Origin of the sequence: Bradyrhizobium sp. Leo170 (assembly GCF_004296405.1) — a bacterium.
Lineage (GTDB): Bacteria > Pseudomonadota > Alphaproteobacteria > Rhizobiales > Xanthobacteraceae > Bradyrhizobium.
The window spans coordinates 15,158-37,806 of record NZ_PSRR01000023.1 but is presented as its reverse complement, the minus strand read 5'-3'; the positions used below and the strand labels follow the sequence as shown (position 1 = coordinate 37,806).

General features: G+C 61.6%; 26 protein-coding genes. 6 read left to right on the top strand and 20 right to left on the bottom strand.

Translation table 11 applies throughout. From position 1 onward, the window contains the following. Positions 1 to 21 precede the first annotated feature (21 nt). From mdcH to mdcA, 7 genes are all read right to left on the bottom strand, one after another. Positions 22 to 957, bottom strand: a complete 936-nt coding sequence (mdcH, locus tag CWO89_RS06900) for a malonate decarboxylase subunit epsilon (protein WP_130577884.1) — start codon at positions 955 to 957, stop codon at positions 22 to 24. Between the two features lie 11 nt (positions 958 to 968). After that, positions 969 to 1,631: a malonate decarboxylase holo-ACP synthase gene (locus CWO89_RS06895; protein ID WP_165421034.1), complete on the bottom strand. Its 663-nt coding sequence runs from the start codon at positions 1,629 to 1,631 to the stop codon at positions 969 to 971. A gap of 91 nt (positions 1,632 to 1,722) precedes the next feature. Beyond that, a complete protein-coding gene (mdcE, locus tag CWO89_RS06890; RefSeq protein WP_130577882.1) occupies positions 1,723 to 2,547 on the bottom strand; it encodes a biotin-independent malonate decarboxylase subunit gamma in 825 nt (274 codons plus the stop codon). Then, entirely contained in the window at positions 2,544 to 3,416 is an 873-nt protein-coding gene (gene mdcD, locus CWO89_RS06885) for a biotin-independent malonate decarboxylase subunit beta (protein ID WP_130577881.1), read from the bottom strand. The genes mdcE and mdcD overlap by 4 nt, the downstream gene beginning before the upstream one ends. Then, the gene (locus CWO89_RS06880; RefSeq protein ID WP_130577880.1) at positions 3,413 to 3,706 is read right to left on the bottom strand and encodes a malonate decarboxylase subunit delta; all 294 of its coding nucleotides are present in this window, start codon (positions 3,704 to 3,706) and stop codon (positions 3,413 to 3,415) included. Before CWO89_RS06880 ends, mdcD begins: the two co-directional genes overlap by 4 nt. Then, complete coding sequence (locus CWO89_RS06875; RefSeq protein WP_130577879.1) at positions 3,694 to 4,641, bottom strand: triphosphoribosyl-dephospho-CoA synthase; 948 nt, start codon at positions 4,639 to 4,641, stop codon at positions 3,694 to 3,696. The genes CWO89_RS06880 and CWO89_RS06875 overlap by 13 nt, the downstream gene beginning before the upstream one ends. Beyond that, entirely contained in the window at positions 4,641 to 6,302 is a 1,662-nt protein-coding gene (mdcA, locus tag CWO89_RS06870) for a malonate decarboxylase subunit alpha (RefSeq protein ID WP_130577878.1), read from the bottom strand. Before mdcA ends, CWO89_RS06875 begins: the two co-directional genes overlap by 1 nt. 332 nt (positions 6,303 to 6,634) lie before the next feature. Between mdcA and CWO89_RS06865 the strand changes: the two genes are divergently transcribed. Beyond that, positions 6,635 to 7,621: a LysR family transcriptional regulator gene (locus tag CWO89_RS06865; protein ID WP_130577877.1), complete on the top strand. Its 987-nt coding sequence runs from the start codon at positions 6,635 to 6,637 to the stop codon at positions 7,619 to 7,621. A gap of 37 nt (positions 7,622 to 7,658) precedes the next feature. Here CWO89_RS06865 and CWO89_RS47650 read toward each other — a convergent pair whose 3' ends face one another. Next, positions 7,659 to 7,835, bottom strand: coding sequence for a hypothetical protein (locus tag CWO89_RS47650; protein ID WP_245475786.1), 177 nt, complete (start codon positions 7,833 to 7,835; stop codon positions 7,659 to 7,661). Between CWO89_RS47650 and CWO89_RS06860 the strand changes: the two genes are divergently transcribed. Then, the gene (locus tag CWO89_RS06860) at positions 7,752 to 8,570 is read left to right on the top strand and encodes a LysR family transcriptional regulator (RefSeq protein WP_502702894.1); all 819 of its coding nucleotides are present in this window, start codon (positions 7,752 to 7,754) and stop codon (positions 8,568 to 8,570) included. The genes CWO89_RS47650 and CWO89_RS06860 overlap by 84 nt on opposite strands. Positions 8,571 to 8,657: 87 nt before the next feature. On the opposite strand, the gene CWO89_RS06855 is transcribed toward CWO89_RS06860, so the two are convergent. Then, positions 8,658 to 9,356 carry a Crp/Fnr family transcriptional regulator gene (locus CWO89_RS06855; protein ID WP_130577875.1) on the bottom strand — a complete coding sequence of 233 codons (699 nt, stop codon included), beginning with the start codon at positions 9,354 to 9,356 and terminating at the stop codon, positions 8,658 to 8,660. Between CWO89_RS06855 and CWO89_RS49425 the strand changes: the two genes are divergently transcribed. Both CWO89_RS49425 and CWO89_RS49420 read left to right on the top strand, forming a co-directional pair. Then, positions 9,355 to 9,468 (top strand): helix-turn-helix domain-containing protein, encoded by a 114-nt coding sequence (locus CWO89_RS49425; protein ID WP_130577874.1) that lies wholly within the window; start codon positions 9,355 to 9,357, stop codon positions 9,466 to 9,468. The genes CWO89_RS06855 and CWO89_RS49425 overlap by 2 nt on opposite strands. A 121-nt stretch (positions 9,469 to 9,589) precedes the next feature. Continuing rightward, positions 9,590 to 9,889 carry a hypothetical protein gene (locus tag CWO89_RS49420; RefSeq protein WP_130577873.1) on the top strand — a complete coding sequence of 100 codons (300 nt, stop codon included), beginning with the start codon at positions 9,590 to 9,592 and terminating at the stop codon, positions 9,887 to 9,889. 661 nt (positions 9,890 to 10,550) lie between these two features. Here CWO89_RS49420 and CWO89_RS06840 read toward each other — a convergent pair. The 5 genes from CWO89_RS06840 to CWO89_RS06820 are packed head-to-tail and all read right to left on the bottom strand — an operon-like array spanning position 10,551 to position 15,603. After that, positions 10,551 to 11,576: an aromatic ring-hydroxylating dioxygenase subunit alpha gene (locus CWO89_RS06840; RefSeq protein ID WP_130577872.1), complete on the bottom strand. Its 1,026-nt coding sequence runs from the start codon at positions 11,574 to 11,576 to the stop codon at positions 10,551 to 10,553. Positions 11,577 to 11,590: 14 nt separating this feature from the next. Continuing rightward, a complete protein-coding gene (locus tag CWO89_RS06835) occupies positions 11,591 to 12,952 on the bottom strand; it encodes an amidohydrolase family protein (protein ID WP_130577871.1) in 1,362 nt (453 codons plus the stop codon). Next, positions 12,949 to 13,749, bottom strand: a complete 801-nt coding sequence (locus tag CWO89_RS06830) for an ABC transporter permease (RefSeq protein ID WP_130577870.1) — start codon at positions 13,747 to 13,749, stop codon at positions 12,949 to 12,951. Before CWO89_RS06830 ends, CWO89_RS06835 begins: the two co-directional genes overlap by 4 nt. Further along, positions 13,746 to 14,600: an ABC transporter ATP-binding protein gene (locus CWO89_RS06825; protein ID WP_130577869.1), complete on the bottom strand. Its 855-nt coding sequence runs from the start codon at positions 14,598 to 14,600 to the stop codon at positions 13,746 to 13,748. The genes CWO89_RS06830 and CWO89_RS06825 overlap by 4 nt, the downstream gene beginning before the upstream one ends. A gap of 7 nt (positions 14,601 to 14,607) precedes the next feature. Next, positions 14,608 to 15,603 carry an ABC transporter substrate-binding protein gene (locus CWO89_RS06820; RefSeq protein ID WP_130577868.1) on the bottom strand — a complete coding sequence of 332 codons (996 nt, stop codon included), beginning with the start codon at positions 15,601 to 15,603 and terminating at the stop codon, positions 14,608 to 14,610. 257 nt (positions 15,604 to 15,860) lie between these two features. Between CWO89_RS06820 and CWO89_RS06815 the strand changes: the two genes are divergently transcribed. Continuing rightward, positions 15,861 to 16,259, top strand: coding sequence for a RidA family protein (locus tag CWO89_RS06815; protein WP_130577888.1), 399 nt, complete (start codon positions 15,861 to 15,863; stop codon positions 16,257 to 16,259). Here the strand turns inward: CWO89_RS06815 and CWO89_RS06810 are convergent. Genes CWO89_RS06810 through CWO89_RS06790 form a run of 5 tightly spaced genes read right to left on the bottom strand, consistent with a single transcriptional unit; the run spans position 16,256 to position 20,294 of the window. After that, the gene (locus CWO89_RS06810; RefSeq protein ID WP_130577867.1) at positions 16,256 to 16,840 is read right to left on the bottom strand and encodes an NAD(P)H-dependent oxidoreductase; all 585 of its coding nucleotides are present in this window, start codon (positions 16,838 to 16,840) and stop codon (positions 16,256 to 16,258) included. The genes CWO89_RS06815 and CWO89_RS06810 overlap by 4 nt on opposite strands. Before the next feature lies 1 nt (position 16,841). Next, the gene (locus CWO89_RS06805) at positions 16,842 to 18,197 is read right to left on the bottom strand and encodes an FAD-binding oxidoreductase (RefSeq protein ID WP_130577866.1); all 1,356 of its coding nucleotides are present in this window, start codon (positions 18,195 to 18,197) and stop codon (positions 16,842 to 16,844) included. After that, a complete protein-coding gene (locus CWO89_RS06800) occupies positions 18,194 to 19,024 on the bottom strand; it encodes a cysteine hydrolase family protein (RefSeq protein ID WP_130577865.1) in 831 nt (276 codons plus the stop codon). The genes CWO89_RS06805 and CWO89_RS06800 overlap by 4 nt, the downstream gene beginning before the upstream one ends. Positions 19,025 to 19,027: 3 nt before the next feature. Further along, a complete protein-coding gene (locus CWO89_RS06795; RefSeq protein ID WP_245475782.1) occupies positions 19,028 to 19,447 on the bottom strand; it encodes a cupin domain-containing protein in 420 nt (139 codons plus the stop codon). A 19-nt stretch (positions 19,448 to 19,466) separates the two neighbouring features. Further along, positions 19,467 to 20,294, bottom strand: a complete 828-nt coding sequence (locus tag CWO89_RS06790; protein WP_130577863.1) for a creatininase family protein — start codon at positions 20,292 to 20,294, stop codon at positions 19,467 to 19,469. Between the two features lie 190 nt (positions 20,295 to 20,484). Between CWO89_RS06790 and CWO89_RS06785 the strand changes: the two genes are divergently transcribed. Next, positions 20,485 to 21,387: a LysR family transcriptional regulator gene (locus CWO89_RS06785; protein ID WP_130577862.1), complete on the top strand. Its 903-nt coding sequence runs from the start codon at positions 20,485 to 20,487 to the stop codon at positions 21,385 to 21,387. A gap of 130 nt (positions 21,388 to 21,517) precedes the next feature. Here the strand turns inward: CWO89_RS06785 and CWO89_RS06780 are convergent, their stop codons facing one another. Further along, positions 21,518 to 22,585 carry a BMP family ABC transporter substrate-binding protein gene (locus CWO89_RS06780; protein WP_207234420.1) on the bottom strand — a complete coding sequence of 356 codons (1,068 nt, stop codon included), beginning with the start codon at positions 22,583 to 22,585 and terminating at the stop codon, positions 21,518 to 21,520. Between the last annotated feature and the right edge of the window lie 64 nt (positions 22,586 to 22,649).

Below are 22,649 nucleotides of genomic sequence, written 5' to 3'. Positions count from 1 at the left end.
ATGGTCGGCGGCAGAAATGGGTCATTCGGCCGCCTCCATCGCTTCCCGGATTTGCCGAGCCGCGTTGTTGAAGGGGACCGCCGCCATCGCGATGGACGGAACTTGCGGGAACGCTTCTGTCGTCAAGCTCGACAGCACCTGACCAGGATTCATCTCGACGAACAGGGTCGTCCCCAGTTCGACAAGAACCTGCGTGGAATCGTGCCAGCGGACCGGATGCGCAATGTTGGTGGCGAAGTCGTCTCGAATACGATCCAGCACGCGCGTCGGACGAGCCCTGCGATTGGTCATGTACTTGGTTTGCACCGTTCCAGGCTCGAGCGTCGGAAGCTGCTCGACCAGTACATCCGCGACTCCCTGCAGAAGCGGACAGTGAGACGGCACCGCGACGGCAAGGCGCTCCGCCTTCTTGCAACCGGCCTGAAGGGCGAGTTCGACGACCCGGTCCACGCCCGGCAGCGCCCCGGCCACTACAATCTGGCGCGGCGCGTTGAGATTTCCGACATAGACAGGAAACGCTTCGGTCGTGGCCTTGGCCACCAGCGCAGACACCTGCTCCTCGTCGAGACCGACGACGGCGGCGAGGCCATAGCCTGTGGTGAACTGCGCCTCCATCAGACTCGCGCGTAGGTGAACGAGGCGAACACCGTCGGCGAAGGATAGCGCGCCGCACGTTGTCGCCGCCGCATAAGCGCCCACCGAAAGGCCGGCGACGGCATCGGGAAATGCGCCCTCGGCCGCCAGCGCACGGGCCACGGCGACGCCCGCAACATAGATCGCCACCTGGGTCGATACCGTCGACGCCAGGGTCTTTGCTTCGTCGAGCTCGCGCACGTCTCTGCCCAGTACGCTGCTCGCCGCATCGAGCGTGGACGTCACGCTTGGATGATCGGGCAGTTCGTGAAGCATACCTGCACGCTGGGATCCCTGGCCGGGAAACAGAAAGGCGATGGTCATGCGACTTCTCCCTATGCGTTTGACCACGGGTCGCGGACAAGCCGCGCGCCGCCGTCGCAAGTCTTCAATCGCCGCCGAAGCGACCGACCGTCGCAATATTCGCGCAGTGAAAAGCCGCCCTGCGGCGTCTCGACTTGAATGTCGGCAACGGCGTCGATGCCTGCGACCGCCTCCAGCAACAGATTGCCGTCTTGCTCCGACAGGTACGACGCAGCGTAGACGACAAGGTCGAGATCACTGGACGCGGTGGCGACCGGCACACCCGTTGCCAATTCAAAGCCAACGCTGCCGACCGGCCCCCAGGGCAGATTGAGATCTGCCCAAGCCGACATGACCGCGTAAAATCCCTCCAATGCCGGCATCGCGTCGCGGCGAGCCTGTGTTGGCTCCTGGCGCTGCGACAACAAATCTTCCGGCCTGACCCGTCTTGTGATAGAGCCGGAAGCCACTGCGCCGGCGAAGCGCTCGTCACGTGCGCTGCCACGAACGCCGACCGGGATCAGACCCGGTGACACGCGGCCACGTCGCACCACCATGACCAGCTCTGCAGCGAGAGTAGTGGCGACCCAAGCCGGCGTTGGCGTCGGCGTCGCCGCAATGAAGCTCCGCGGATCATCGATCCACACCAGATCATGCGGACGGAATTTGTGCGGGGTACCGATCTGTCGGGTCATGGTTCTCGCCGCGCATGGCGGCTTTCCTGTCATCGCTCGCTTGAAGGTAGGTTGCGCTCGCCTCGCCTCTCTGAGGCGAGCGCAGTTCTTGTCAGGAAGGAGCCCACTGCCGGGTCATGAGCTCGCGGACCTTGATAGAGCCCTTGCGGAACGCCTTGGCGCCGTCCGACTCGAGGCGGACATCAAGGGTGCGCGGGGAGTTGCGCGCGTCTGCGATCGCCTCGATCAAGGCGCTCTTGACCTGTTCGACCGTCGCCTTCGCCGGGGTGTCGGGGTTGGCAACTTTGAGCAGCGAGTGAAGTCCGCCGAGCTTGTTGAAAGACCCGATGTCGTAGGCCATCGGAACAATCGTCTCACCGAGCTTGTCGAGTTCGGCGACACTGCGGCGCGTGATGCGGGCCGCCGCGTCCTTGTACATGGCGTGAATCAGAACCTCCGGATCGTCGAACGCGATCATCCGGTTGGCCTGGCCCGCCAGCGCCAGGAACGCGCCCGACACGCAGCGTCCAACGATCAGAGCGATCACCGGATGACCGGCAGTGCGAGCATCGGCATAGGCTGCAATGATGGCGGCTGCAGCAAGGTGGATGCCGAACAACTCCTCACGGCGGCCATAGGCCTGACTCTTGGAGTCGCAAACCGTGATGATCGGACGTTTCGGACCGTTCTTGTCCGCCTCGATGACGGCACGCAGATTCTTCGTGCCGTACCAACCTTCTTCAAGACCGACCTCCGTGTGGCCGGTCCGCGGGAAGCGCGCGTTGGCATCAGGCGCAACGCCGACGAAGACCGCTTTCTCGCCGCCGAGATTGGCCTCGGCAACCATGAGAGAACCGGGGTTGCCGTCGACCTTGCCGGTACTGCCGGTAAGGGCCTCGAACCACTTGCGCCCGCGATTGTTGAGAGGATTGGTCATTTCGCACCTGCCTTCCATGCATTCCGAATGTCTTCGCCCGTCCACTGCTTGGATGGATCCATCGACTTCAGGCGTTTGATGAAGAGGTCGTATTTGTCGGTTCGCAGTTGCGCGGGCTGCCCCTTGCGGAACAGATCCTTGACGGCCTCGGTCACCGCGTTTGCATCGTCCTCAAGAAGGACGTCCGCAAAGTCGGTGGCGAAGCGCTGCGCGCCGCCATTGACGCTCCACACGAACGGCTTGTCGCTGGCCACGAACTCGTCCTTGCCGGCTTCCAGTTCGATCACTTCGGGGCCGTTCATGCTGAGCCGTGCCTGCCTCGTCATCACCACGTAGGAGGCGAGGCCGGCAGCGAGCGACATGCCGCCAAAGCAGCCGGTCGGTCCCGCGATCACGACGATCAGCGGCGTATGTTTGCGCAACGCCACCATCTCGCTGTAGATCTCGGCGATCACCAGTTCGCCCATGTTGGCTTCCTGAAGCCGCACGCCGCCGCTTTCGAGCGACAGCACCGCGCGGGTCGGGATGCCCTTCTCGTTGTCGAGGCGCGCCAGGCGGAAGGCCTCGGCCATTTTCATGCCGCAGACTTCACCGATCGAGCCGCCCTGGAACTTGCCTTCCATGGCGATGACGACGGCCGGCTGCCCATCGATCTTGCCCTTGGCTACGACGCAGCCGTCATCAGACTGCGTGACGATTCCCTGCATCGGGAGCCAGGGCGATTCCACCCGATCGAACGGACCCAGCAATTCGCGGTACGTACCCTGATCGAGCAATTGCTGAGCCCGTGCCCGCGCGTTGAGCTCGATGTAGCTGCGACGAGTGCTCAATGCGACAACCTCGTCGGATAGTATTGGCGTGAAGGTCATGACTGGCTCTCCTCGACAGCCTGCTGAAGACGCAACGCCACCGTGCCGGGAGTGGCGCCAAAATCGTTAATCTCGATACTTGCGGCTTCCGGGTGCTGGCCGAGAAATCGCTCGAGGACGGCTTTCCAGGTGTCACCGAAGCCGGTGACGCTGGTCTGGATGGTGACGTGGGTGGCGTCGTCGATGGAAGGCTCCATCAGGATCTCGAGATCACCCGATCCGACAACGCCGACATGGGCACGTCGCGCTTTCACCTTCGATGAAGGGAATTGAAAGTTCAGGATTTCCATTGCGAAAAAACTCCTTTGTGGTCGATGTTGACAGGCGAGCCCGCCGACGTGTCGTTGAGGGAGTCCAGGAACAGCGTGGCGGCAAGCAGATCTCCGCTACCTCCCGGAGAGGCGTTCAGCTCAAGCAGATCGATGTCTAGTTGACCCAGCGCATCGCTACCTGGCTGGGTCGATGTGCCGCCCAGTCGGAGGATTTCAGCCGCGCCGGTCTTGGCCGTTTCGAGGGCCTTGGGACCGCCGCGATGGAGCAGGCAGGTGTCGTCAAGCGTCGCCATGATCGACAGCAGAGCATCCAGTCTGGCGAAGGTCTCGGCGATACCGCGAGAGCGGGCCCACCGCAGGGCTGGAAGACCGATGCTCACGACGTGCGGGAAGCCGCTCTGAGCTTCGCCGCGGGCACCGGGCACGCCATGGCGCTCGACCACCCGACTGCCGTTGGTCGCGCCGGTCGGCATTCGGCTATCGCTGAAGCGCGCGATGCCGCCAGCGATGGCTGCAATGTCCTCGGCATCGCCGGGCCGGGTGGACATCACCGCTCCCGCCACCAGCAAACCGAGGGACCAGATGGCACCCTTGTGTGTATTGACGCCACCCGTCGCTGCGAACATCGCAACTTCGCCCTCACGGCCGATTGCTGCGAGCTGCTCACGAATCTGCCGGCCGACAACCGCCCCCCTTGCAGCCCGGGACATGTCCCGGAAGCAGGAATGGAGCGAGCGGGCCGACCGATGCATCAGGTCGATGTCGAGATCGGCATGAGCGCCGGGTCCTCGACTGTCGACCAGCCCTGGCTTGGGCGTCAGGCTGGCTTCCGCGATCAGGGAATCGACGGCCAAGGTGGCAAGTTGCGTCGGGAAGACGCTGATCGGGACGGAGAAGGTCGATGCGACCTGGGCGTCTGCCCTCTCCGCGCGTCGGGCGGAAAGCGACCTCATCACCAGCTCCTGAAGCGTGCGGGGGGCTCGTAGAGACTGCCGGACCAGGTCACGAGATCCTTCATGCTGCGCGCTGCCAGCAGCGATCGGTTGGCATCGGAACGCCGCACGCCGAGATCCTCGGGGTAAGCGACCACGCCTTTCTCCCGCAGCCGCTTGACCTGCTTGGCATTCGACTTGAGGCCGACCTTGGTGACACCGGCGACGGCCGCGACAGCCGCGCGACGCTCTTCGAGGCCATCCGCCTTGTAGAGGTAGGCAATGCCCTCTTCGGTCGCGACGTGCGAGACGTCGTTGCCGTAGAGCATCACCGGCGCGATCGGCAGCTTGGCGTCCTTACCAACCTGGACCGCATCGAGCGTCTCAACGAACAGCGGCACGCCGCCGGCCTTGAACGTCTCGACCACCTGCACGCATAGCTTGCGGCCGCGCACGGTGGCGTCATCCGATGTGATCAATGACAACCACGCCGGCGAGGGATGGCGACGGCCGCGCGCATCGCTACCGAGGTTGGGAGCGCCACCAAAGCCGGCGATGCGTCCCTTCGTGACCGTCGAGGAATTGCCCTCGGAGTCGATCTGCAGGGTCGAGCCCGCGAACAGGTCGACAGCGTAATGGCCAGCCAACTGGGCGAACACGCGATTCGACCGAAGGCTGCCATCCTGGCCAGTGAAGTAGATATCGGGGCGCGCCGCGACATACTTCTCCATACCGTCTTCATTGCCGAAGCTATGAACGCTCTCTACCCATCCGCTCTCGATCGCGGGAATCAGGGTCGGCTGCGGATTGAGAATCCAGTTGCGGCAGATTTTTCCCTTCAGGCCGAGCTTGCCACCATAGGTCGGCAGCAGCAGCTCGATCGACGCAGTGTCGAAACCGACGCCATGGTTGAGCGAGAGAACCTGATGGCGCTCATAGACGCCGCGAATCACCATCATCGCCGTGAGGATCTGCAGCTCCTTGATATCCTTGGGATCACGGGTCTGGATCGGCTCCTTGGCAAACGGGCGATCGGATTCGACGATCACGTCGATCCAGCCGCCGGGAATATCGATGCGTGGAAGCTTATCGACGATCTGGTTGACCTGGACGATGACGATGCCGTCGCGGAATGCAGCAGCTTCGACCATCGACGGCGTGTCTTCGGTATTGGCGCCGGTGTAGATATTGCCCTCATGATCGGCCATATCGGCGCAGACCAGCACCGCATTCGGAATCAAATCGACAAACAAGCGCGCTGAAAGCTCGACATAGGTGTTGATCGAATTCACCTTGATCTGCCCGTCTTCGAGCATCTGCGCGAGACGGAGGCTCTGCGGACCCGCAAAGCTGAAGTCGACCTCGCTGGCGATTCCCTGCTCGAATATCTCCATGTGATCGGGGCGTGCGATCGCCCAGATCACCGCCTTCAGATCGTGAACCTTTTTCGGGTTCACCTTGGCGAGCGAGCGCGAGAGGAAGTCGGCCTGCTTTTGCACGCTCTCGATGACAACACGGTCGCCCGGAACCAGCAGGGTCTCCAGCGCCTCGACGATCTTCTTTTGCGGAAGGAATTTCCCGTTCATCCAAGGGCTCACGAGCGCCATTCGACGCTGCTTTCCCTCTCGGCGCGTTGACCAGTTATGGGCGGTATAAGCCGCTTTATATGTTGTGACATCCATCTTCGATCTCTCCAGCGGACGATTTCAATTCGTGAGCCCGACTTCGGAAGATCATCGAGCTACGCAACTGATGACGACGAGAGATTGCTGGATGATCGATCGCAGGTGAAATCGTATGTTTTGAGATCCGTGATAAGTTCTGTCGATCGGAGCGGGTCGCATGGCGACGCCATGCAGCTCATCTACAATCAACAGATGAGACGAATTCGCGGGCTTTGGAACGCTTGTAATGCGCGCTTCCGTTGATCTAGCGCAATGTCGAACCGTCCGCTTATGACAAACGTTGCGCTCAAGTTAATTCGTCAGTTTGATGTTCGTGATAACCTCGACAAATGACGGCTTCGTTTGCGTCGGGTTTCTCGTCGCAGAGTGATCTGGGGCCGCAACTCATGAAAATTCGTCAACTCCAGATGTTTCTGGCAGTCGCGGAACATCTGAACTTCCGCAAGGCCGCGGAGGAGTTCGGCCTTACCCAGGCGGCACTGAGCCTCGCAATTCAGAATCTGGAGGATGAGATCGGCGTGAGCCTGCTGTTGCGCGGCCGCCAGGAGACGCGGCTCACCTACGCAGGAAATATCTTTCGCGCCGAGATCAGCGAGATGCTGGCAACGGCACAGCACGCGGCGGAGCACACCCGTCGCGCCTCTACCGGCATCCTGCAGCAACTCAAAGTTGGCTTTATTTCAACCGCGATCACCGGGCACTTCCTTCCCAAGCTCGTTGCCGAGTTTCGCCAATCTTTCCCACAGGTCGAGCTGAGGCTGCAAAATCACATCAATACCGAGCAGCTCACCCTGGTCGAAGCCGGCGCCCTCGACGTCGGCTTCATTCGTTTGCCACTGCTGTTTCCGCACGATGTCGAGATGCTCACGGTTCATAGCGAAGACCATGCCGTGGTTGTATCCAAGGACAATCCATTGGCACAGCAGACGATGATCCGGCCGCGCGATATCGAAGGAAATTCCTTCATCATGTATTCGCGACGCAACGCGCCGGGGTATCACGACATAATCATGCGAACGCTGAACAATAACGGAATCAATCCAGACGTCGTCCAGGAGGTCGGAGAAATGTATACCCTGGTATCATTGGTTTCGGTCGGCATCGGCATCGCCATCGCCCCGATCTCCGCGCGCAACTACAACTTGCCAGGCCTCGCTTTTCTGAGAGCGGACTGGTTACCGGCGGCCGAGATCGGCGTCATCTTGCGCAAGCACACGACACAGACTGAGACCCGTCTGTTCATCGATATGGCCCTTCGCGCCCGCGAAAGTCTGACGTGTGAGCCGGCTGACCTTCGTCATCGAACCAACGGCTAATGACCGCCGTCTTTCGCACGATTCAAGGTTACAGACCTCACCCCAAGGACGCGTGTAGATGGAAATCGTTCAACTGCGGTGCTTCCTCGCCGTCGCCGAGGCGCTCCATTTCAGCCGAGCGGCCGAGCATATGCATCTGAGCCAGCCGGCTCTCAGCACGCAGATCGACAAGCTCGAGCAGGAGCTCGGTGTTCTGCTCTTCGAGCGTTCGCACCAGAAGACGACATTGACCGATGCTGGAAGGATCTACCTCAAGGAGGCCCGGGATATCCTGGACATCGGAACGCGCGCTGTCGAGCGGGCAAGGCTGGCAGCCGAGGGCAAGATCGGTCGATTGCGGATCGGGTTCATCTCGACCGCCGCAGCCTATGTGATTCCACCCCTGATCGCCGCTTTTCGCAAGGATTACCCGCGCGTTGAACTCGATCTGCGCCATCATCTGACAGCCGAGCAGCTCGGCCTGATCAGGAGTGGGATGCTCGACGTCGGCTTTTTGCGTCTTCCGCTGCTCGAGCCACGAGGATTGCACACCATCCTCATTCACAAGGAGCCATTCAAGCTGTTCCTGCCAGCGTCGCACCGGCTGGCGACGCAACCGGATCTCGAGCTGTGTCATCTCGACGGCGCAGAGTTCGTCACTTATTCAAAGCGTAACGCACCCGGATACGCCGCAGCGCAATCGCTTGTTCTGAGCGATGCCGGCATTCGCCCTGCGGCCATCCACGAAGCCAGCGACATGTATACGCTGAGCCTGCTCGTGGCAGCGGGGGTCGGCATCGCGATTGCACCAGCGTCGCTGAAAAATTATCGCCTGCCTGGCGTGATCATTCGGGCTTTGCCAGGCCTGCAGCCATCCGAGGTGGCGATCGTGCATAGGGAGGGCATCGATCACCCAGCTGCGTTGGCCTTCATACGCTCGGCGCGTTCCATGATTGATTTTTTCAGCTGATGCGAGCGAAAAAGCGTCACGGCGACGCCAATCCTCGGGACCATATGCCGCGAGCCAGGTCAGAGTCGGCGTGAGCGCCCAGGCTTACTATTCTTCTTCGTCTGCGATGGCCGCGAGAGCATGCGGCTTGCACAGGACTACGCGGCGCCGCCCGGAGCTGACGATGCCCCGCTCCTCCCACACGCTGACGATTCTGCTGACGGTATACAGGGTGGTTCCGACCATTTCGGCGAGGTCACGGCGGGACAGTGGAAACGCGATCTCGATGCCGCGCGCCGTCCGGCCCCCCGACTGATGCGCCAGACGAAGAAGGGTATGACCAATCCGACGCTCGACCCGTTCGGTCGAGACTTCTCGCAGACGAATCTGCATCTCGTGGTATCGCCGGCACAGCAGCGCGACGGCATTGATGGCAATAACGGGATAACGCTCCATGATCTGTCTGAGGCTGGCACTCGTCCAGCCAATCAAATGACTGTCGTCCACAGCGGTCACGGTGCCGGGATGGGTATCGTTTTCCACAAACGCCGCGCAGCCCGCGACCTCTCCCGGACCAATATAACGGATGATAATCTGCTGACCGCCCTGGGCCATCTGCGAAGCCCGTAGCCGGCCCGCGATCACCAGAAAAAGAGACGTCGTGCGGTCGCCCTGTTGAAACAGGATGTCGCCAGCGGCAAGACGCCTTCGTCCCGCCCAAGCTTGAAGGACCCGGAGCGCGTCCGGAGGAGTCCCCTGGAGCAGTTCGGTCCGAGCGAAGAGATCGAGGTCCGGATAGTAGTCCATGCCGACGACTTTCAGGATCTACGCCGACGACGCCGAGGAAGAACTGTTTCTGCGGACAATCGGTTGCTGCCGGTGGGGTCTACAATCTCTGCCTGGATCAGAGGATCCTTGAGCACGAGCGCGGCGAGCCGAGGAAGCTCTCTCAATTCGATCCGATCAAGGAACTGATCGGCCTGACGGAGCACTCTGACTTCCTTTACGAAGTTCCGCACCACCCGCTGACGCAGGCGGCGATGGACCCGCACAAGGCGTCCTTCGACTTCTTCAAAGGCCGTGCTAGATTCCCGACCTTCCTCAAGAAGTGTCAGAACGATAGCTTCGGCTATCCGGATCCCAAGCAGATCAACTGCGTTTTGCCTTTTCGCCATTGCGCGCTTTCTGTTAGATTTCGGTCCCGCAGCACGAACGGTCCGAGCCACCAGACTCTCAATGCCCGGCCCGCTGCCCATGATGCCTGCGAAGGCGATCTCGCTGCGACCTCGCCGAGCAACCAGCCTTGGCGGATCCTTTGCACCGTGCAGGCCCTCGCCTGAGAACAGACCCACGTCTGGCACGCTTATCTTTCCCTCTTTCAGGAGCGGCCTGGCCATCACCGAGTGGCTCGAAATTTCGTGCTCCTACATATCTTCCTTCACATCAACGCGCAGATTTTGTTGACGCGCATTGATGCAACGCAAAACGACTGCCCGCGATGTGTGAGAAACGACAATGTTTACTTCACAGACGGAAGTAAGAACACGAAATTCATGCAGCGACATATATCGACTCTGACGATGAATGAACGCTCACCCGATAAGCAAGAGTAGTGTTCTTAGTGGCTACAACGGAGCTGTGTGTACCGAAAACCCTATCCGAGTTGCTGACGTGATAGAATCGCCTAAGCTGGCGGAATGTTCGGGCCCCTGTGTTTCGTCGTGGCGGTCTTGGCCTGTCCATTCAAGTCGAAAATCCGGCTTGTGGCTGAGAACGTAGCGCTTCGACATCAGTTGATTGTCTTGAGGCGCATCGGTCGTTGGATAAGGATGCGCCGGTCTCTCGTCCGGTTCAGCCGACCGGCAGCATCAAATCGACGGCGATCCTTGGCGGACTCCATCACCACTACGTCCGGGTTTAGGTTTTCGGTACACACAGGTCGAGCTATCGTTGAGATAGGCCATCTGCACCTAGCTGCACTCGTATTCTCTGAACCTTGCTTTAAGCCAGTTGGGGCTTAGGCTGCTCCTCCTCATCATGCGCTCGCAGGAGTTCAAGTAGTCGCTTGCGCATGATCATGCCCGGCCGGTCCGATGGCATGTGCATTTCGATCTTCCGGCTCATATCCACTATAGCGTCGGGGTCAGTCGATTCGAGCATGTCGCGGTCCTCAGCGATGATCGCGGCATCCCAGTCGATCAATTCCTGGGTCGAGCAGTCGGCCTCGGTGTCGTTACGGAAGAGGATCTGAACGACCTGTATTTGGCCGTCGGAGATCGGCGTCGCGCAATTGAAGATGATATGCCGGATGCCCGATGGATACTCCATGTCGAGCCGCCTGCAGAACGGCATGAACCATTTGTTACGCTGGTGTCGCTTCGTGACCGGATCAGTCGTGCCGCTGATCCGATGGGCGCTCGGCGGATTGCGAACGGTGATGACGGTCTCGGCGTCGAAGCCTTCGTCGGTCTCGACGATCTCGTATTTCTCTGGCTTGGGCTGATTGATGTTGCCGAAAGTACCCTTGTGCACGAAAGCGAAGTGGGCGTTGTCGAAGGAGTTCTCCATCAGCCGCAGCGCAGCGGTATTCCATTTTTCGTAGAACTGGTGGATGCGGCGATAATCCGGACGACCATCCTCCGGAACTTCGGGAATGTCGCGCAACGGTTCATCCAGCGCGATCCAAACATAGCCGTATCGCGCCCGCGCCCGAAATGACTGCGCTCGCGCCTCAGGAACGGGCTGCTCGAACGGGAACTGCGGGATCATCACGAGCTTGCCGTCACGATCATACTCCCAACCATGGTAGCCGCAGACGATGTTGCCGTTTTTGCACCAGCCCTTCGACAGTTTCGCGGTGCGATGACAGCAGCGGTCTTCGAGCGCCGCCGGCTGCCCCTCTGCATCGAGGAACAGCACGATCGGTTCACCGAGCAGGGTGAATGGCTTTGGACCATCCTTGAGATGCTCGAGCGGCACGGTCGCATACCAGAAGCGGCGAAGTACCGGCTGTTTGGTGCTGAGCATGATTTCCTCCGCTATCAGGCCGCCATCCGCTCGACCACGCGGAAGGCATCGGATCTGAGTTTTGCGATATCGAGGCCTGGAATGGCGCCGTCCTCGACCACGATGCGGCCACCGACCAAAAGGTAACGCACATGCGCGCTGCCGGCGCAGGTGACCGGCGCGATCATCGGATCGTGCATGCCGAAGTGCCGCGGCTGGTTCAGATCGAAGATCGCGATGTCGGCCTGCTGTCCCGGCGCAAGCGTGCCGATCTCCGGGAAACCGAGGACGCGGGCGCCGCCGGCGGTCGCCCAGTGCACGACGTCTTCGGCCGTCACGGCATGCGCGCCCTTTACGGCGCGATGGGTGTGCCAGCAGCTATGCATTTCGCTGATCATGTCAGCCGCCTCGTTGGAGGCCGCGCCGTCGACACCGAGCGACACCGCGCCGCCAAGCCGCGCCATGTGATCGGCCGGCGCGACACCGGAGCCGAGGCGGCAGTTGGATTGCGGGCAATGCGCCATGCCGGTACCGGTGCTTGCGAGCATCTCGACCTCCCCGGGATCGAGATGCACGAGATGCGCAAACCAGATATCGGGCCCCAGCCAGTCGTGGTCGGCGAGCCATTCCACCGGACGCTTGCCGTGGACCGAGAGGCAGAAGTCGACATAGTCAGCGGTCTCGGAGAGATGGCTGTGCAGCCGGAGCTTCATCCGCCGCGCTGCCGCGATCACCTCCTTCAGCTCGCCAGGATCGAGCGACCAGGTCGGCGTGGTCGGCGCCAGCGCAACACGCGTCAGGCTTCTCGACGATGGATCATGGAAGCGCTGCGCGCAGGCCTCGGCCGACTTCAGCATGGAGTCGAGCGTTTCCACAGGCATCGGCGGAAAGTCGTCGGCGTTCATGTGACGGTCCTTGGTGGCACCGCCGCGGCAGAACACCAAGCGGATGCCCAGGTTGCGCGCGACCTCGAAGATCACATGCGCGGGATCGAACCTGAAGGTGTCGCTGAAGAGATAGTGGTGATCGGCGGCCGTTGTCGTTCCCGACAACAGCAGTTCGGACAGCGCGATTCTTGCGGCGACCGCCAGCGCCTCCTCGTCAAGCTTCGACCATAGGCTATAGGGCGCTGCGCGCAGCCAGCCCGCGAGCGGAAGGTTGATGCCGGCTATGACGCCCTTCATCACGCTCTGGAACATGTGATGATGGGTGGAGATCAGGCCTGGATAGATGACGCAACCGCGCGCATCGAGCCGCTGCTCATCCGGCTGCGGCTCGAGCGCGCCGATCTCGGCAATGACGCCGTCGCGGATGCGGATGGCGCCCGTCGCGCGCATCGCGGCGCCCGGCAGGCCGGTGAAGATCCCGACGGCGTTCTCGATCAGCATCGCAGTCATGTCTCGGTCCTTATTTCGCTTTCGTGCCAGTTCGACAAAGCGAGTCTAGAGAGCACCACCATCGCGGCGAACAGCACGACGCCGGTCAGTGTGATTAGGAACAGCGCCGCGAACATGCGGGGAATATCGAGCGTGAAGCCTGCATCGAGGATTTCGTAGGCAAGCCCCGACGAGCGGCCGCCGGTGCCGGCGACGAATTCGGCGACCACAGCGCCGATCAAGGCGAGCCCGCTGGAGATTCGCAAACCGCCGAAGAAATAGGGCAAGGCCCCGGGGATTCGCAGCTTGACCAGGGTCTTGAACCGGCTGGCGCGGTTCATCCGGAAATAATTGGCGAGCCCTGGATCGACGCTGCGCAAGCCGAGCGTGGTGTTGGAGATGATCGGGAACAGCGCCACCAGCGTGGCGCAGATCGTGAGCGAGAGCTGCGTGTTCTTGACGAGAATGATGACGAGCGGCGCGATCGCGACGACCGGCGTCACCTGCAGCAGCACCGCATAGGGGAACAGGCTGATCTCGATCGCGCGGCTTTGCACGAACATGAACGCAACCAGCGTTCCGATGATGACCGCCGCGGCAAACGCCTGCAATGTCACGCGCAACGTGACCAGCAATGCACGGAACAATGACGGTCCATTGTTGACGAAGCTTGTGAAGATGTCGCTCGGCTTCGGAAACAGATAGACGGGAACGGATGCGAGCCGGAAGCCGACCTCCCACAGCACGAACAGCGCGATCCCTACCCCAAGCGGAGCGGCGATCCGCACAAAAGCCTCGGACTGCAGCAACGGCTTCATGAGACACCTGCCGATGCGGAAGGCAGCGACGCCTTGGCGAGCCAGGTCGAAAGCTCCCGGCAATAGGCGGCGAATTTCGGGCTATCGCGAAAGCCCTCGCCACGCGGCTGCGGCTCGCCGATGGTCATGGTGCGGAAGATGCGGCCGGGATTTGCCGCCATCACGATGATGCGGGTCGACAGGAACACAGCTTCATAGATCGAGTGGGTCACGAACACTGTCGTCAGCTTGCCTTCCCACCACAGGCGGATCAGGTCGGCGTCGAGCTTGTTACGCGTGAACTCGTCCAGCGCGCCGAACGGCTCATCCATCAGCAGCAGATTTGGCTTCGTCACCAGCGCACGCGCGATCGAGACCCGCATCTTCATGCCGCCGGAGAGCTGGCGCGGGAAATGCCTGGTGAAAGCCGAAAGGCCTACCTGTTCGAGCGCTTCGGCCACCAGCGGCGCTGCCTTGGTCTTGGTAACGTTGGACAGCTCCAGCGGAAGCCGAACATTGGCCTCGACCCGCGCCCAGGGCATCAAGGTCGGCTCCTGAAAGACGAAGGCGAACCGCCTGCCCTCCTGCCCGACCTGCGAGAAATTTCCGCGCCACCACAACAGCCGGCCGTCCGATGGCTCGATCAGGTTGGCGATCAGTTTCAGCAGCGTGCTCTTGCCGCAGCCGGATGGGCCGATCAGCGTCAGGAACTCGCCGTCAGCGATCGACAGATTGATCGGCGCCAGTCCGCGCGTGCCGTTCGAGAACACTTTCTCGGCCGACAGCACTTCGACCGCCGGCGGACGTTCGCCGCCCGTCACCATCCGCTGTCCGCCTTCATCAAGCGGCTTGCCCGGCAAGAGAGCGTTCATCGGCCCACTATTGCACTCCGATCTTCAGGTCCTTGACGAAGCGATCGTCATAGGCCTTGTGCCAGTCCACCTTGGGATCGAGCAGGCCGCCCGCGACCAGGAAATCGTAGATCTGCTTGTAGCGATCCTGAGTGATCACGCCGATGCCGAGCTTTGCGGCATCACCGCCGTCGATGGCCTTGTTCTCCTTCAGCTTCTCGAGCGCGAACGCGATCTGTCCGTCAGTCATCTTCGGGTTGTCGGCCTTGATCAGCGCATTGGCCGGCGCAGGATTCTTCAGATAGTCGCGCCAGCCCTCGAGCGAGGCCTTGACGAAGCGCGCCACGACATCGGGCTTCTCCGCGATCATCTTCTCGGTGGTGACGATTGTTGAACCATAAGGCGGATAGCCGCCGTCGGCGAGCAGGAAGAACTTCACCTTCTCGTGCTGCTGCTCGGCCTGATAGGGCTCGGACGACGGATAGGCCTGCTGGGCCATGTTCTTGTCGGCGAAGAAAGGCTGCAGGTTGAACGTGTAAGGGCGGATCTGATCGTCGGTGAATCCGTACTTGGCCTTGAGCCAGGGCCAGAACGTAACGCGGGAGGAGCCTGCGATCAGGATCGGCTTGCCCTTGAGCGCCGCGATGTTGGCGACATCGTCATGCGTCATCAGTCCCTGGAGGTCGAATTGAAAGGACGAGGCGACTGTGACCAGCGGCAGGTTCTGCTCCCGCCCCTTCAACACCTGGATGTCGTAGCCCATCAGGAAATCGGTCTCGCCGGCGAGCAGGAGCTGCGAGCCGTTGACCTGCGGACCACCCATCTTGATGGTCACGTCGAGGCTGGCCTTCTCGTACAGCCCGGTCGCCTTTGCTTCATAGAAGCCGCCATGTTCGGCCTGCGCGAACCAGCTCGTCAGGAACGTCACTTTGTCCGCGGCGAACGTCGACCCCATCGAGCCGAACAACGCGCCGGCGCCGACCAGGGTGATTGCGATCGTTCGCGGCAGGAACTTCATGGCCATTGCGGCTTCCCCGTTATGGCCGGCGTTGCGCCCGGCCCATGATCCCGGACCGGCATTGTCGACGTGACAATCCGTCCTCAATGGATGCCAAGGATGCACAGCCGCCTGTCGCCTGAAAGCATTTTTATTCGAGCGATCCGTTGCCTTTGAAGCAACAGCATCGATCGCGGAGTTCTAGAGGGCGCGTGGCGTATGTGGTGGAAGTAGCAGGCAATCGGCGTTACGCTTTGCGCCCTGCTAACAGTTGTCTCCCGGGGGTGACCTTGCGTTCGCTTTCTCCAGCTTCGATCAGGCCGCCCTTTGCGCGCTACAGCCACGGCGTTTCCGTTGCACCAAACCATCGCCTCGTCGTCACCTCGGGCCAGCTCGGCATTGCCGCCGACGAGACGATCCCGTCGCAATGCGAGCAGCAGGCTGATCTGTGCTTTGCCAGTATCGCGGCCATCCTCGCCGAGGACGGTATGACGCTCGCAAATGTCATCCGGCTCAATGCTTACGTGACCGCCCGCGAGCACATGCAGGGCTATATGCGCTCACGCGACCGGCATTTTCAGGGAACTCCGCCGGCTTCGACCCTGGTGATCGTGTCCGGCTTCACGCGTCCTGAGTTCTTCGTCGAAATCGAGGCGATCGCCGCCGCGCCCGCGGACGGTTAGAACCGCACCATCTCGCGCCTTATCTTGGCGAGGAACCGGCCGCGCTGCGCATCCGTCGCGACATTCATGTGATAGAGCGCGTAGTAACTGACCGACGCTTTCGAGCCGGTGAACCAGCGCAGGTAGCGCTTGATGATCCGGCGCGGCGGATCAGCCATGCCGATCGCCTGCCAGCGCGGGCGACCATAGGTCGAGATGCCGGTGATACGGCGGATATGCATCAGCATCGGCTTGGCATGCGACGGATCCGACAGATCCAGCGCAATGCCGGGACCGAACATCCGGTCGAACCAGCCCTTCAGCATCGCCGGCGGACCGAAGGACCAGGTAGGGAACTGCACGACCAGCGCGTCCGCGGCCATCAGGCGGTCGGCATGGGCCTGGTTGTTGGCGCGGTTGCGCGCGGGGTCGTGATAGTCGCGTCGGCGCTCCGCCGTCAGTACCGGATCAAAGCCCTCAGCATAGAGGTCGAGCAGGTCGACGGTGTGGCCCGCCTCAGCCAGCCCGGCCAGCGTCTCTTTCCGGATCGCGGCGTGAAAGCTTTCGCTCAGCGGATGGCAATAGACATAGAGCACCCGCATCTCACGGCCGCTCGAGCACGAAGCTGCGCATCTTGCCGGGGTTGAGCAGGCCGTACGGATCGACCTCGTGCTTGAAGCCGAGCTGATCGGCATCGGCGCGCTTATAGCGGCTGCCGTCCTCCACCGTGAAGACATGCGGATTGGCGATATGGACGCCGCGCGCCTCGTGCAGGCTGATGATCTCGTTCAGCCTGTCTGCATTGGTGTAGCGCACGACGGGCAGCCCACTGCAGGTGACGCGGCCGCCGAAGCGAATGAACTCCAGATGCTGCAACACCTCGTCCCGAAACAACTTGCGCATCTCGACCACCTTCTCCATCAGCCGGTCATGCGGATAAAGACATTGTAGATAGGTGACCGAACGGTCGGTCTTCAGGACCTGCAGCGTGGTGTGGTTCCAAGTGTATTCGTAGAGCGGCACCTGCCCCGGACTCTCGTCGGTCGGCGTCTCCAGCGTGATGGTGCCGCGGCTCGCCAATAGCGACTTGAAGCTCTCGAGCGAGGGTTCGGCGATCATCGCGATCAGGATGCTCTTGCCGTCGGGACAGTACGGCTTCAGCGCACCGAAATACGACGGCAGCGGTGCGGTGATCGGGGACAGCAGCTTCTTGACGATCCCATCCGCCAGCGCGGCCTCGTAGCCGAACGCGGCCGCGTCGACGAAATCGTCGAACGCCACCACGACATCGATCCATCGCCAGGCGGGCGCCAGCGGCATTTCGAGTTCGGTGATGATGCCGGTCGTGCCGTAGGCGCGGTTGATCTTCTGCGCCGCGTCGCCACGCAACTCGATGACGCGCGGCTCTTCCTCGACCGTGACTACGCGCGCGGCGAGGATATTGCCGGGCTCGCGCAAGCCACCGTGAATGACCGAGCCGACGCCGCCCGATCCGCCCGCCACGAAGCCGCCGATCGTCGCCGTGCGCTTGGTGGACGGATGCATCCTCAGCTCCCAGCCGTGGGGCTGCAGCTCGGCATCGATCGTGTTCAGCTTTGCGCCAGCGCCGACCCGGATCAGGCCCGGCTTGACCCATTTGGTACTGTCGAGCGCCAGAACGTCGAGCAGCACACCGCCGCGCAGCGGCACGGCTTGGCCGTAATTGCCGGTGCCACCCGCGCGCACCGTGATCGGAATGCGATGCCGAGCACAGGCGGCGGCAACGCGGACGACGTCGGCTTCGTCCCGCGGCGAGGCGACGAGATCGGCCGACATGCCGTTCGATCGCTCGTTCAGCACCGGGCTGTACCAGAAGAAATCGCGCGAGCGCCGGCGCACGACCTTGGGATCGGTAACGACAGGTACGTCACCGAGATCGTCGATGAGTCGCGCGAGGGTGTCGGACGAAAGCTCGTTCATGGCATGATCTTCGCTGCTTGCTGCCCGCCTTCGCCGAGCCCCGCGACGATCGTCTGCGAGCTCAGGACGAAGCCGAAGCATTGGCGCACATTGTAGAGGGTCGCCGCGAGGCAATAGTCCGGCGATGTGGTGGCCACGCAATCTTCCAACAGCAGGCAGTCATAGCCGCGGAAGTTGGCGTCCTGCAGCGTGCACAACACGCACTGGTCGGCATTGACGCCGGCGAACATCAGCGTGGTGACGCCGAGATTGCGCAGAATGCTGTCGAGCTCGGTGTCCTGGAAACCAGACATCCGATACTTCGCAACCTGGATATCGGACGGATCGGTCTCGAGCTCATCGACAATCGCGGCCGACCAGCTTCCGCGCTCGAGCACCTTTGCGCCGGAGCCAGGCAACGGATCGCCGAGACCGACGCCGCGGCCATCGGGGTTATAAACGTGCAGAAGCGCCGGGCTGAGATTGAGCCGGTCGGGCCGGTTGCCCCAGTTGACCCAGATCACCGGCACATCATGTTTGCGCAGCAGTGGGAGCAGCCGGCGCAGCGGGGCGATCGGCCGCCGCGCCGGGGCGACATCCACGCCGATATGCGCCAGCCAGCCGTTCGGGTGGCAGAAGTCGTTCTGCATATCGACCACGATCATCGCCGTGCGCGCGAGATCGATGGTGATCAGCTTGCCGTCGGCCTGCAGTGTCACCGGTTTCGGTGGAATCGGATCGCGCACCAGGTCGGCGCGAGCCGCTGACACGCACCAGCGATTGCGCTCGCTCGATCCGAGCGGCCGCAAAGCTCCGTCCTCGCTGGCACGATGTGAGGCCGAACTCATCGGCTATTGCCCCTGCAGGATGCGGATGTCGTCGGCTTCGAGCTCGACGCGCTCGCCGCCGCGGATCAGCTCGGCGAAATCTTCATTCGGCGTCATCACCGTGAGCGTATAGAGCTTGCCGGTGCCGGTGTTCTCGATCACATGCTCGGAACCCGGATGCAGCAGCAGCGAGTCGCCCTTCTTGATCGCCACGGTCTTGCCGTCGCAATGCGCAACGCCCTCCCCGTGCAGGACGTGGAAGAATTCATGCGCCCCGCTATGCTCGTTCGGCGGCGTGGCGCCGCCGACCTTGAATATCTCGATGACGAAGACGTTGTCGATCCGGTCGGTCTCCTGATCGAACAGCATCACGAAGTAATTGGTGTCCTTCGGTGAAATCCGGAAAGCTGTCGCCTGCGCAAGGTCTACGGCACTGAATGCCACGTGTTCAATCTCCTTCTGGTCATCCGCGCCGCGATCCATCGAACGCCGTATGGGCCGTGATGCGCGACAATGGATAACGGCTGATCTCCTCGATCAGCTTGATAAGCCGAGCAGCAGAGCGCTCGACGACCAGCCGGCCAAGCTCGGTAGTCGCCTTGGTGGCGTCGCCGCAGGCGCCCTTTGGATGCAGGTCCTGCGCCTGCCAGCCGAACTTGGCGCCGGCTTCTGGACCGAGCATTTGCGACTCGCGTTCGATCTCGACCGACAGCGGGACGAAGTGTTCAGCATGATTCATCTCTACGAGCTCGGGATACAGATGCAGCATCACGCTGGTCTCGCTCTGACCGCCATGAATGCCATGCCGATTTTCCTCGGGCGGAAACAGGGCATCCAGGTCGATCAGCCGCGGCCACATCACGCTGACGGCGAACATACCGAGCTTGACGCGCAAATCGCGGCAGACGATCTCGAGTAACTGCGGCTGACCGCCATGCGAATTCAGGAACAGAATCTTGCGGACGCCAGCCCGATGGACGCACTCGCCCAGTTCGTACCAGACGCGCCCGAGTGTTTCGTGCGACAATGTCAGCGTGCCGGGAAATGCCAGATGCTCGTCGGATTTGCCGACCGGCATCATCGGCAAGACCAGCGCCATCAAATCCGGCGGCATCAGCTCAACTGCTCGGGCCATGATGCCCGCATTGATGGCGGCATCGACCCTAACGGGCAGATGCGGCCCATGCTGCTCGACGGCGCCCACGGGCAGGATCGCGACCACGCTCTCCGCGTCGAGTTCGGCGAAATCCTTCGTGCTCAGATCCCACCACCAATGCGACTTCAGCACCATTCTTTCATTCGGCTCCCACGGCTGGCTGCGCCGGAGGCCTGCAAAAGAGTCCGGCGCGGATTGCCTGCTATTCAGGCTTGCGATTGTGCACGCGCCGCCATCACTTGAAAGCGCTTTAATTCGGCAAGTCCGTTGCCTTTTGGGCAACGCGAGGTCATCTGCTCCGAAGGCACAACCGGGTAGAAGGGAAATGCTTCACGGTCGGCTGTTGAACTATATCGACGAGGTTGCGCGGACGGGCTCGATCCGCAAGGCTGCCAATCATTTGAACGTCGCGGCTTCCGCCATCAGCCGCCAGATCCTGGCTCTGGAAAGCCAATTGGGCACGCCAATTTTTCAACGGCTGCCAAAGAAACTGGTCCTGACCGCTGCAGGAGAAGTTCTGATCGGCCACGTCAGGCAGACCCTGAAAGAACTGACGCGCGCGCAAACCAAGATCGAGGAGCTCAAGGGGCTGCGGCGCGGCGAGATCACCATGGCGATGATGAGCGGGCTCGCGTCGAACCTGGTCCCTGGAACGGTAAAGGCGTTCCGGATCGCCAATCCAAGGGTCAAGCTCAATCTGACGCTGTTCAACACGGGCGAGGAGATTCAGTTCGCTGTCGCCAACGGCGAAGCCGATCTCGGTATCGGATTCGACTTTACCAAGGACGGCAATCTGAAGGTCCTGGCGCGCGCCGGCGCCAAGCTCGGTGCCGTCATGGCGCCGAACCATCCGCTTGCGAAGCGAACCGGTATCCGGCTGAGCGACTGCATCGACTATCCACTTGTCGTTGCCGACGACACGAGCGCGATCAGGCCTTACTTGAACACCGCGTTTACGCGCGTCTCACTGGATCTGCAGCCGATCATCGAGACCAATGCCATCGAGATCATGAGGCACTCCGCGATGGTCGACAACGGGATCACCTTTCTCACGCCGTTCGATATCGAGTTTGAGCGGCGGGCGGGACGCCTCGTCTACCTGCCGGTCCGCGAACTGTCGCACGAATCCCAGACCTTGATGCTGATCGGTCACGAACGGGGAACCAGCGCGATCGCAAGCGTGCTGGCGGAATTGCTCAAGACGATGATGCGCGAGGCGAGCGGATAAAGGCTGTCTGCGCCGGCCCATCAAGGAGGAATTGGCCTATCGGCCGCCTTACAGCGCAAGGTGCGAGTGGTCTCGCCGCGAGCCACCCGCACTTCGTTCGCTGACTTGTCGCCCGCCCGACGGTTAAGCCTTATTTTGGAACGGTACCCTCGACCCCTTCAACGTACCAATTGAGCGAGCTGAAAGTGGCCTCGGACATCTTGCCGCCGGCGGGAACCATTTCCTTGCCGGTGTTGTCCTTGATCGGTCCGGCAAATGGATTAAGCGTGCCCGCGATGATCGCCGCCTTCTTTTCCTCAAACACCTTCACAACTTCTGGCGGGATATCGGGATTGAGCGGAGCCATCACCACCAATCCTTCCTTGAGACCCCAACGGATGCGCCGATTACCGGTCCAGGTGCCATCGAGCACTTTCTTGGTTTCGTCGATGTAATAACCGCTCCAGTCTTCCGTCGAACCAGAGAGCTGGGCTTTCTTGCCGAAGCTCGACATATCGGCATCGATGCTGAACGCATAGGTGCCCTTCTCCTGCGCTGCCTGGATCGAGGCCGGCGAGTCCGTGTTCTGGGCAACGTTGTCCGCACCCTGCGCAATCAACGTGTCTGCCGCCTGGCGCTCCTTGCCGGGATCATACCAGGTGTTGACCCAGATCGGCTTTACCTTGATCTTCGGATTCACGGCTTGAGCACCAAGGGCCATCGCGTTGATATTGCGCATGACGCTCGGGATCGGGAACGAACCGATGAAGCCAAGCGTGTTCGTCTTCGTCATAAGCCCGGCGATCGTGCCGATCAGGTAGAAGCCTTCCTCGAAGCGCGGCTCGTAGACCGTGATATTGGCCGCCGTCTTGAAGCCGTTGACGTGCTCGAACTTGACGTCCGGAAACAGCTTGGCGACCTTCTGAAGCGGCTCCATGTAGCCGAACGAAGTTGCAAAGATCAGCTTGTTGCCGTCGGCTGCGAGCTGACGGAAGACGCGTTCGGAATCCGCGGTTTCCGGGACGTTTTCCACGAAGGTGGTCTTGATCGCAGAGCCCATCGCCTTCTCAAGCGCCAGCCGGGCCAGATCGTGCTGCTGCGTCCAGCCTCCGTCGCTACGCGGTCCCAAATAGACGAAAGCGACCTTCAGCGGCTCGGCAGCCGGAGCCGCGACCGGCGCGGCCATCGCCAAACCCACCGCGGTGGCCATGGACCACATTTTCAAGAACGTTCTTCGTTGCATAACGCCTACCTTTGTCTGGAGCTTGAATTGCTGAAGCCGC

Coding starts and splice junctions, on each gene's coding strand:
- mdcH (WP_130577884.1), bottom strand. CDS start 957: ATGACCATCGCCTTTCTGTTTCCCGGCCAGGGATCCCAGCGTGCAGGT.
- CWO89_RS06895 (WP_165421034.1), bottom strand. CDS start 1,631: ATGACCCGACAGATCGGTACCCCGCACAAATTCCGTCCGCATGATCTG.
- mdcE (WP_130577882.1), bottom strand. CDS start 2,547: ATGACCAATCCTCTCAACAATCGCGGGCGCAAGTGGTTCGAGGCCCTT.
- mdcD (WP_130577881.1), bottom strand. CDS start 3,416: ATGACCTTCACGCCAATACTATCCGACGAGGTTGTCGCATTGAGCACT.
- CWO89_RS06880 (WP_130577880.1), bottom strand. CDS start 3,706: ATGGAAATCCTGAACTTTCAATTCCCTTCATCGAAGGTGAAAGCGCGA.
- CWO89_RS06875 (WP_130577879.1), bottom strand. CDS start 4,641: ATGAGGTCGCTTTCCGCCCGACGCGCGGAGAGGGCAGACGCCCAGGTC.
- mdcA (WP_130577878.1), bottom strand. CDS start 6,302: ATGGATGTCACAACATATAAAGCGGCTTATACCGCCCATAACTGGTCA.
- CWO89_RS06865 (WP_130577877.1), top strand. CDS start 6,635: ATGACGGCTTCGTTTGCGTCGGGTTTCTCGTCGCAGAGTGATCTGGGG.
- CWO89_RS06860 (WP_502702894.1), top strand. CDS start 7,752: ATGCATCTGAGCCAGCCGGCTCTCAGCACGCAGATCGACAAGCTCGAG.
- CWO89_RS49425 (WP_130577874.1), top strand. CDS start 9,355: ATGCCGACGACTTTCAGGATCTACGCCGACGACGCCGAGGAAGAACTG.
- CWO89_RS06855 (WP_130577875.1), bottom strand. CDS start 9,356: ATGGACTACTATCCGGACCTCGATCTCTTCGCTCGGACCGAACTGCTC.
- CWO89_RS49420 (WP_130577873.1), top strand. CDS start 9,590: ATGGACCCGCACAAGGCGTCCTTCGACTTCTTCAAAGGCCGTGCTAGA.
- CWO89_RS06840 (WP_130577872.1), bottom strand. CDS start 11,576: ATGCTCAGCACCAAACAGCCGGTACTTCGCCGCTTCTGGTATGCGACC.
- CWO89_RS06835 (WP_130577871.1), bottom strand. CDS start 12,952: ATGACTGCGATGCTGATCGAGAACGCCGTCGGGATCTTCACCGGCCTG.
- CWO89_RS06830 (WP_130577870.1), bottom strand. CDS start 13,749: ATGAAGCCGTTGCTGCAGTCCGAGGCTTTTGTGCGGATCGCCGCTCCG.
- CWO89_RS06825 (WP_130577869.1), bottom strand. CDS start 14,600: ATGAACGCTCTCTTGCCGGGCAAGCCGCTTGATGAAGGCGGACAGCGG.
- CWO89_RS06820 (WP_130577868.1), bottom strand. CDS start 15,603: ATGGCCATGAAGTTCCTGCCGCGAACGATCGCAATCACCCTGGTCGGC.
- CWO89_RS06810 (WP_130577867.1), bottom strand. CDS start 16,840: ATGCGGGTGCTCTATGTCTATTGCCATCCGCTGAGCGAAAGCTTTCAC.
- CWO89_RS06805 (WP_130577866.1), bottom strand. CDS start 18,197: ATGAACGAGCTTTCGTCCGACACCCTCGCGCGACTCATCGACGATCTC.
- CWO89_RS06800 (WP_130577865.1), bottom strand. CDS start 19,024: ATGAGTTCGGCCTCACATCGTGCCAGCGAGGACGGAGCTTTGCGGCCG.
- CWO89_RS06790 (WP_130577863.1), bottom strand. CDS start 20,294: ATGGTGCTGAAGTCGCATTGGTGGTGGGATCTGAGCACGAAGGATTTC.
- CWO89_RS06785 (WP_130577862.1), top strand. CDS start 20,485: ATGCTTCACGGTCGGCTGTTGAACTATATCGACGAGGTTGCGCGGACG.
- CWO89_RS06780 (WP_207234420.1), bottom strand. CDS start 22,585: ATGTGGTCCATGGCCACCGCGGTGGGTTTGGCGATGGCCGCGCCGGTC.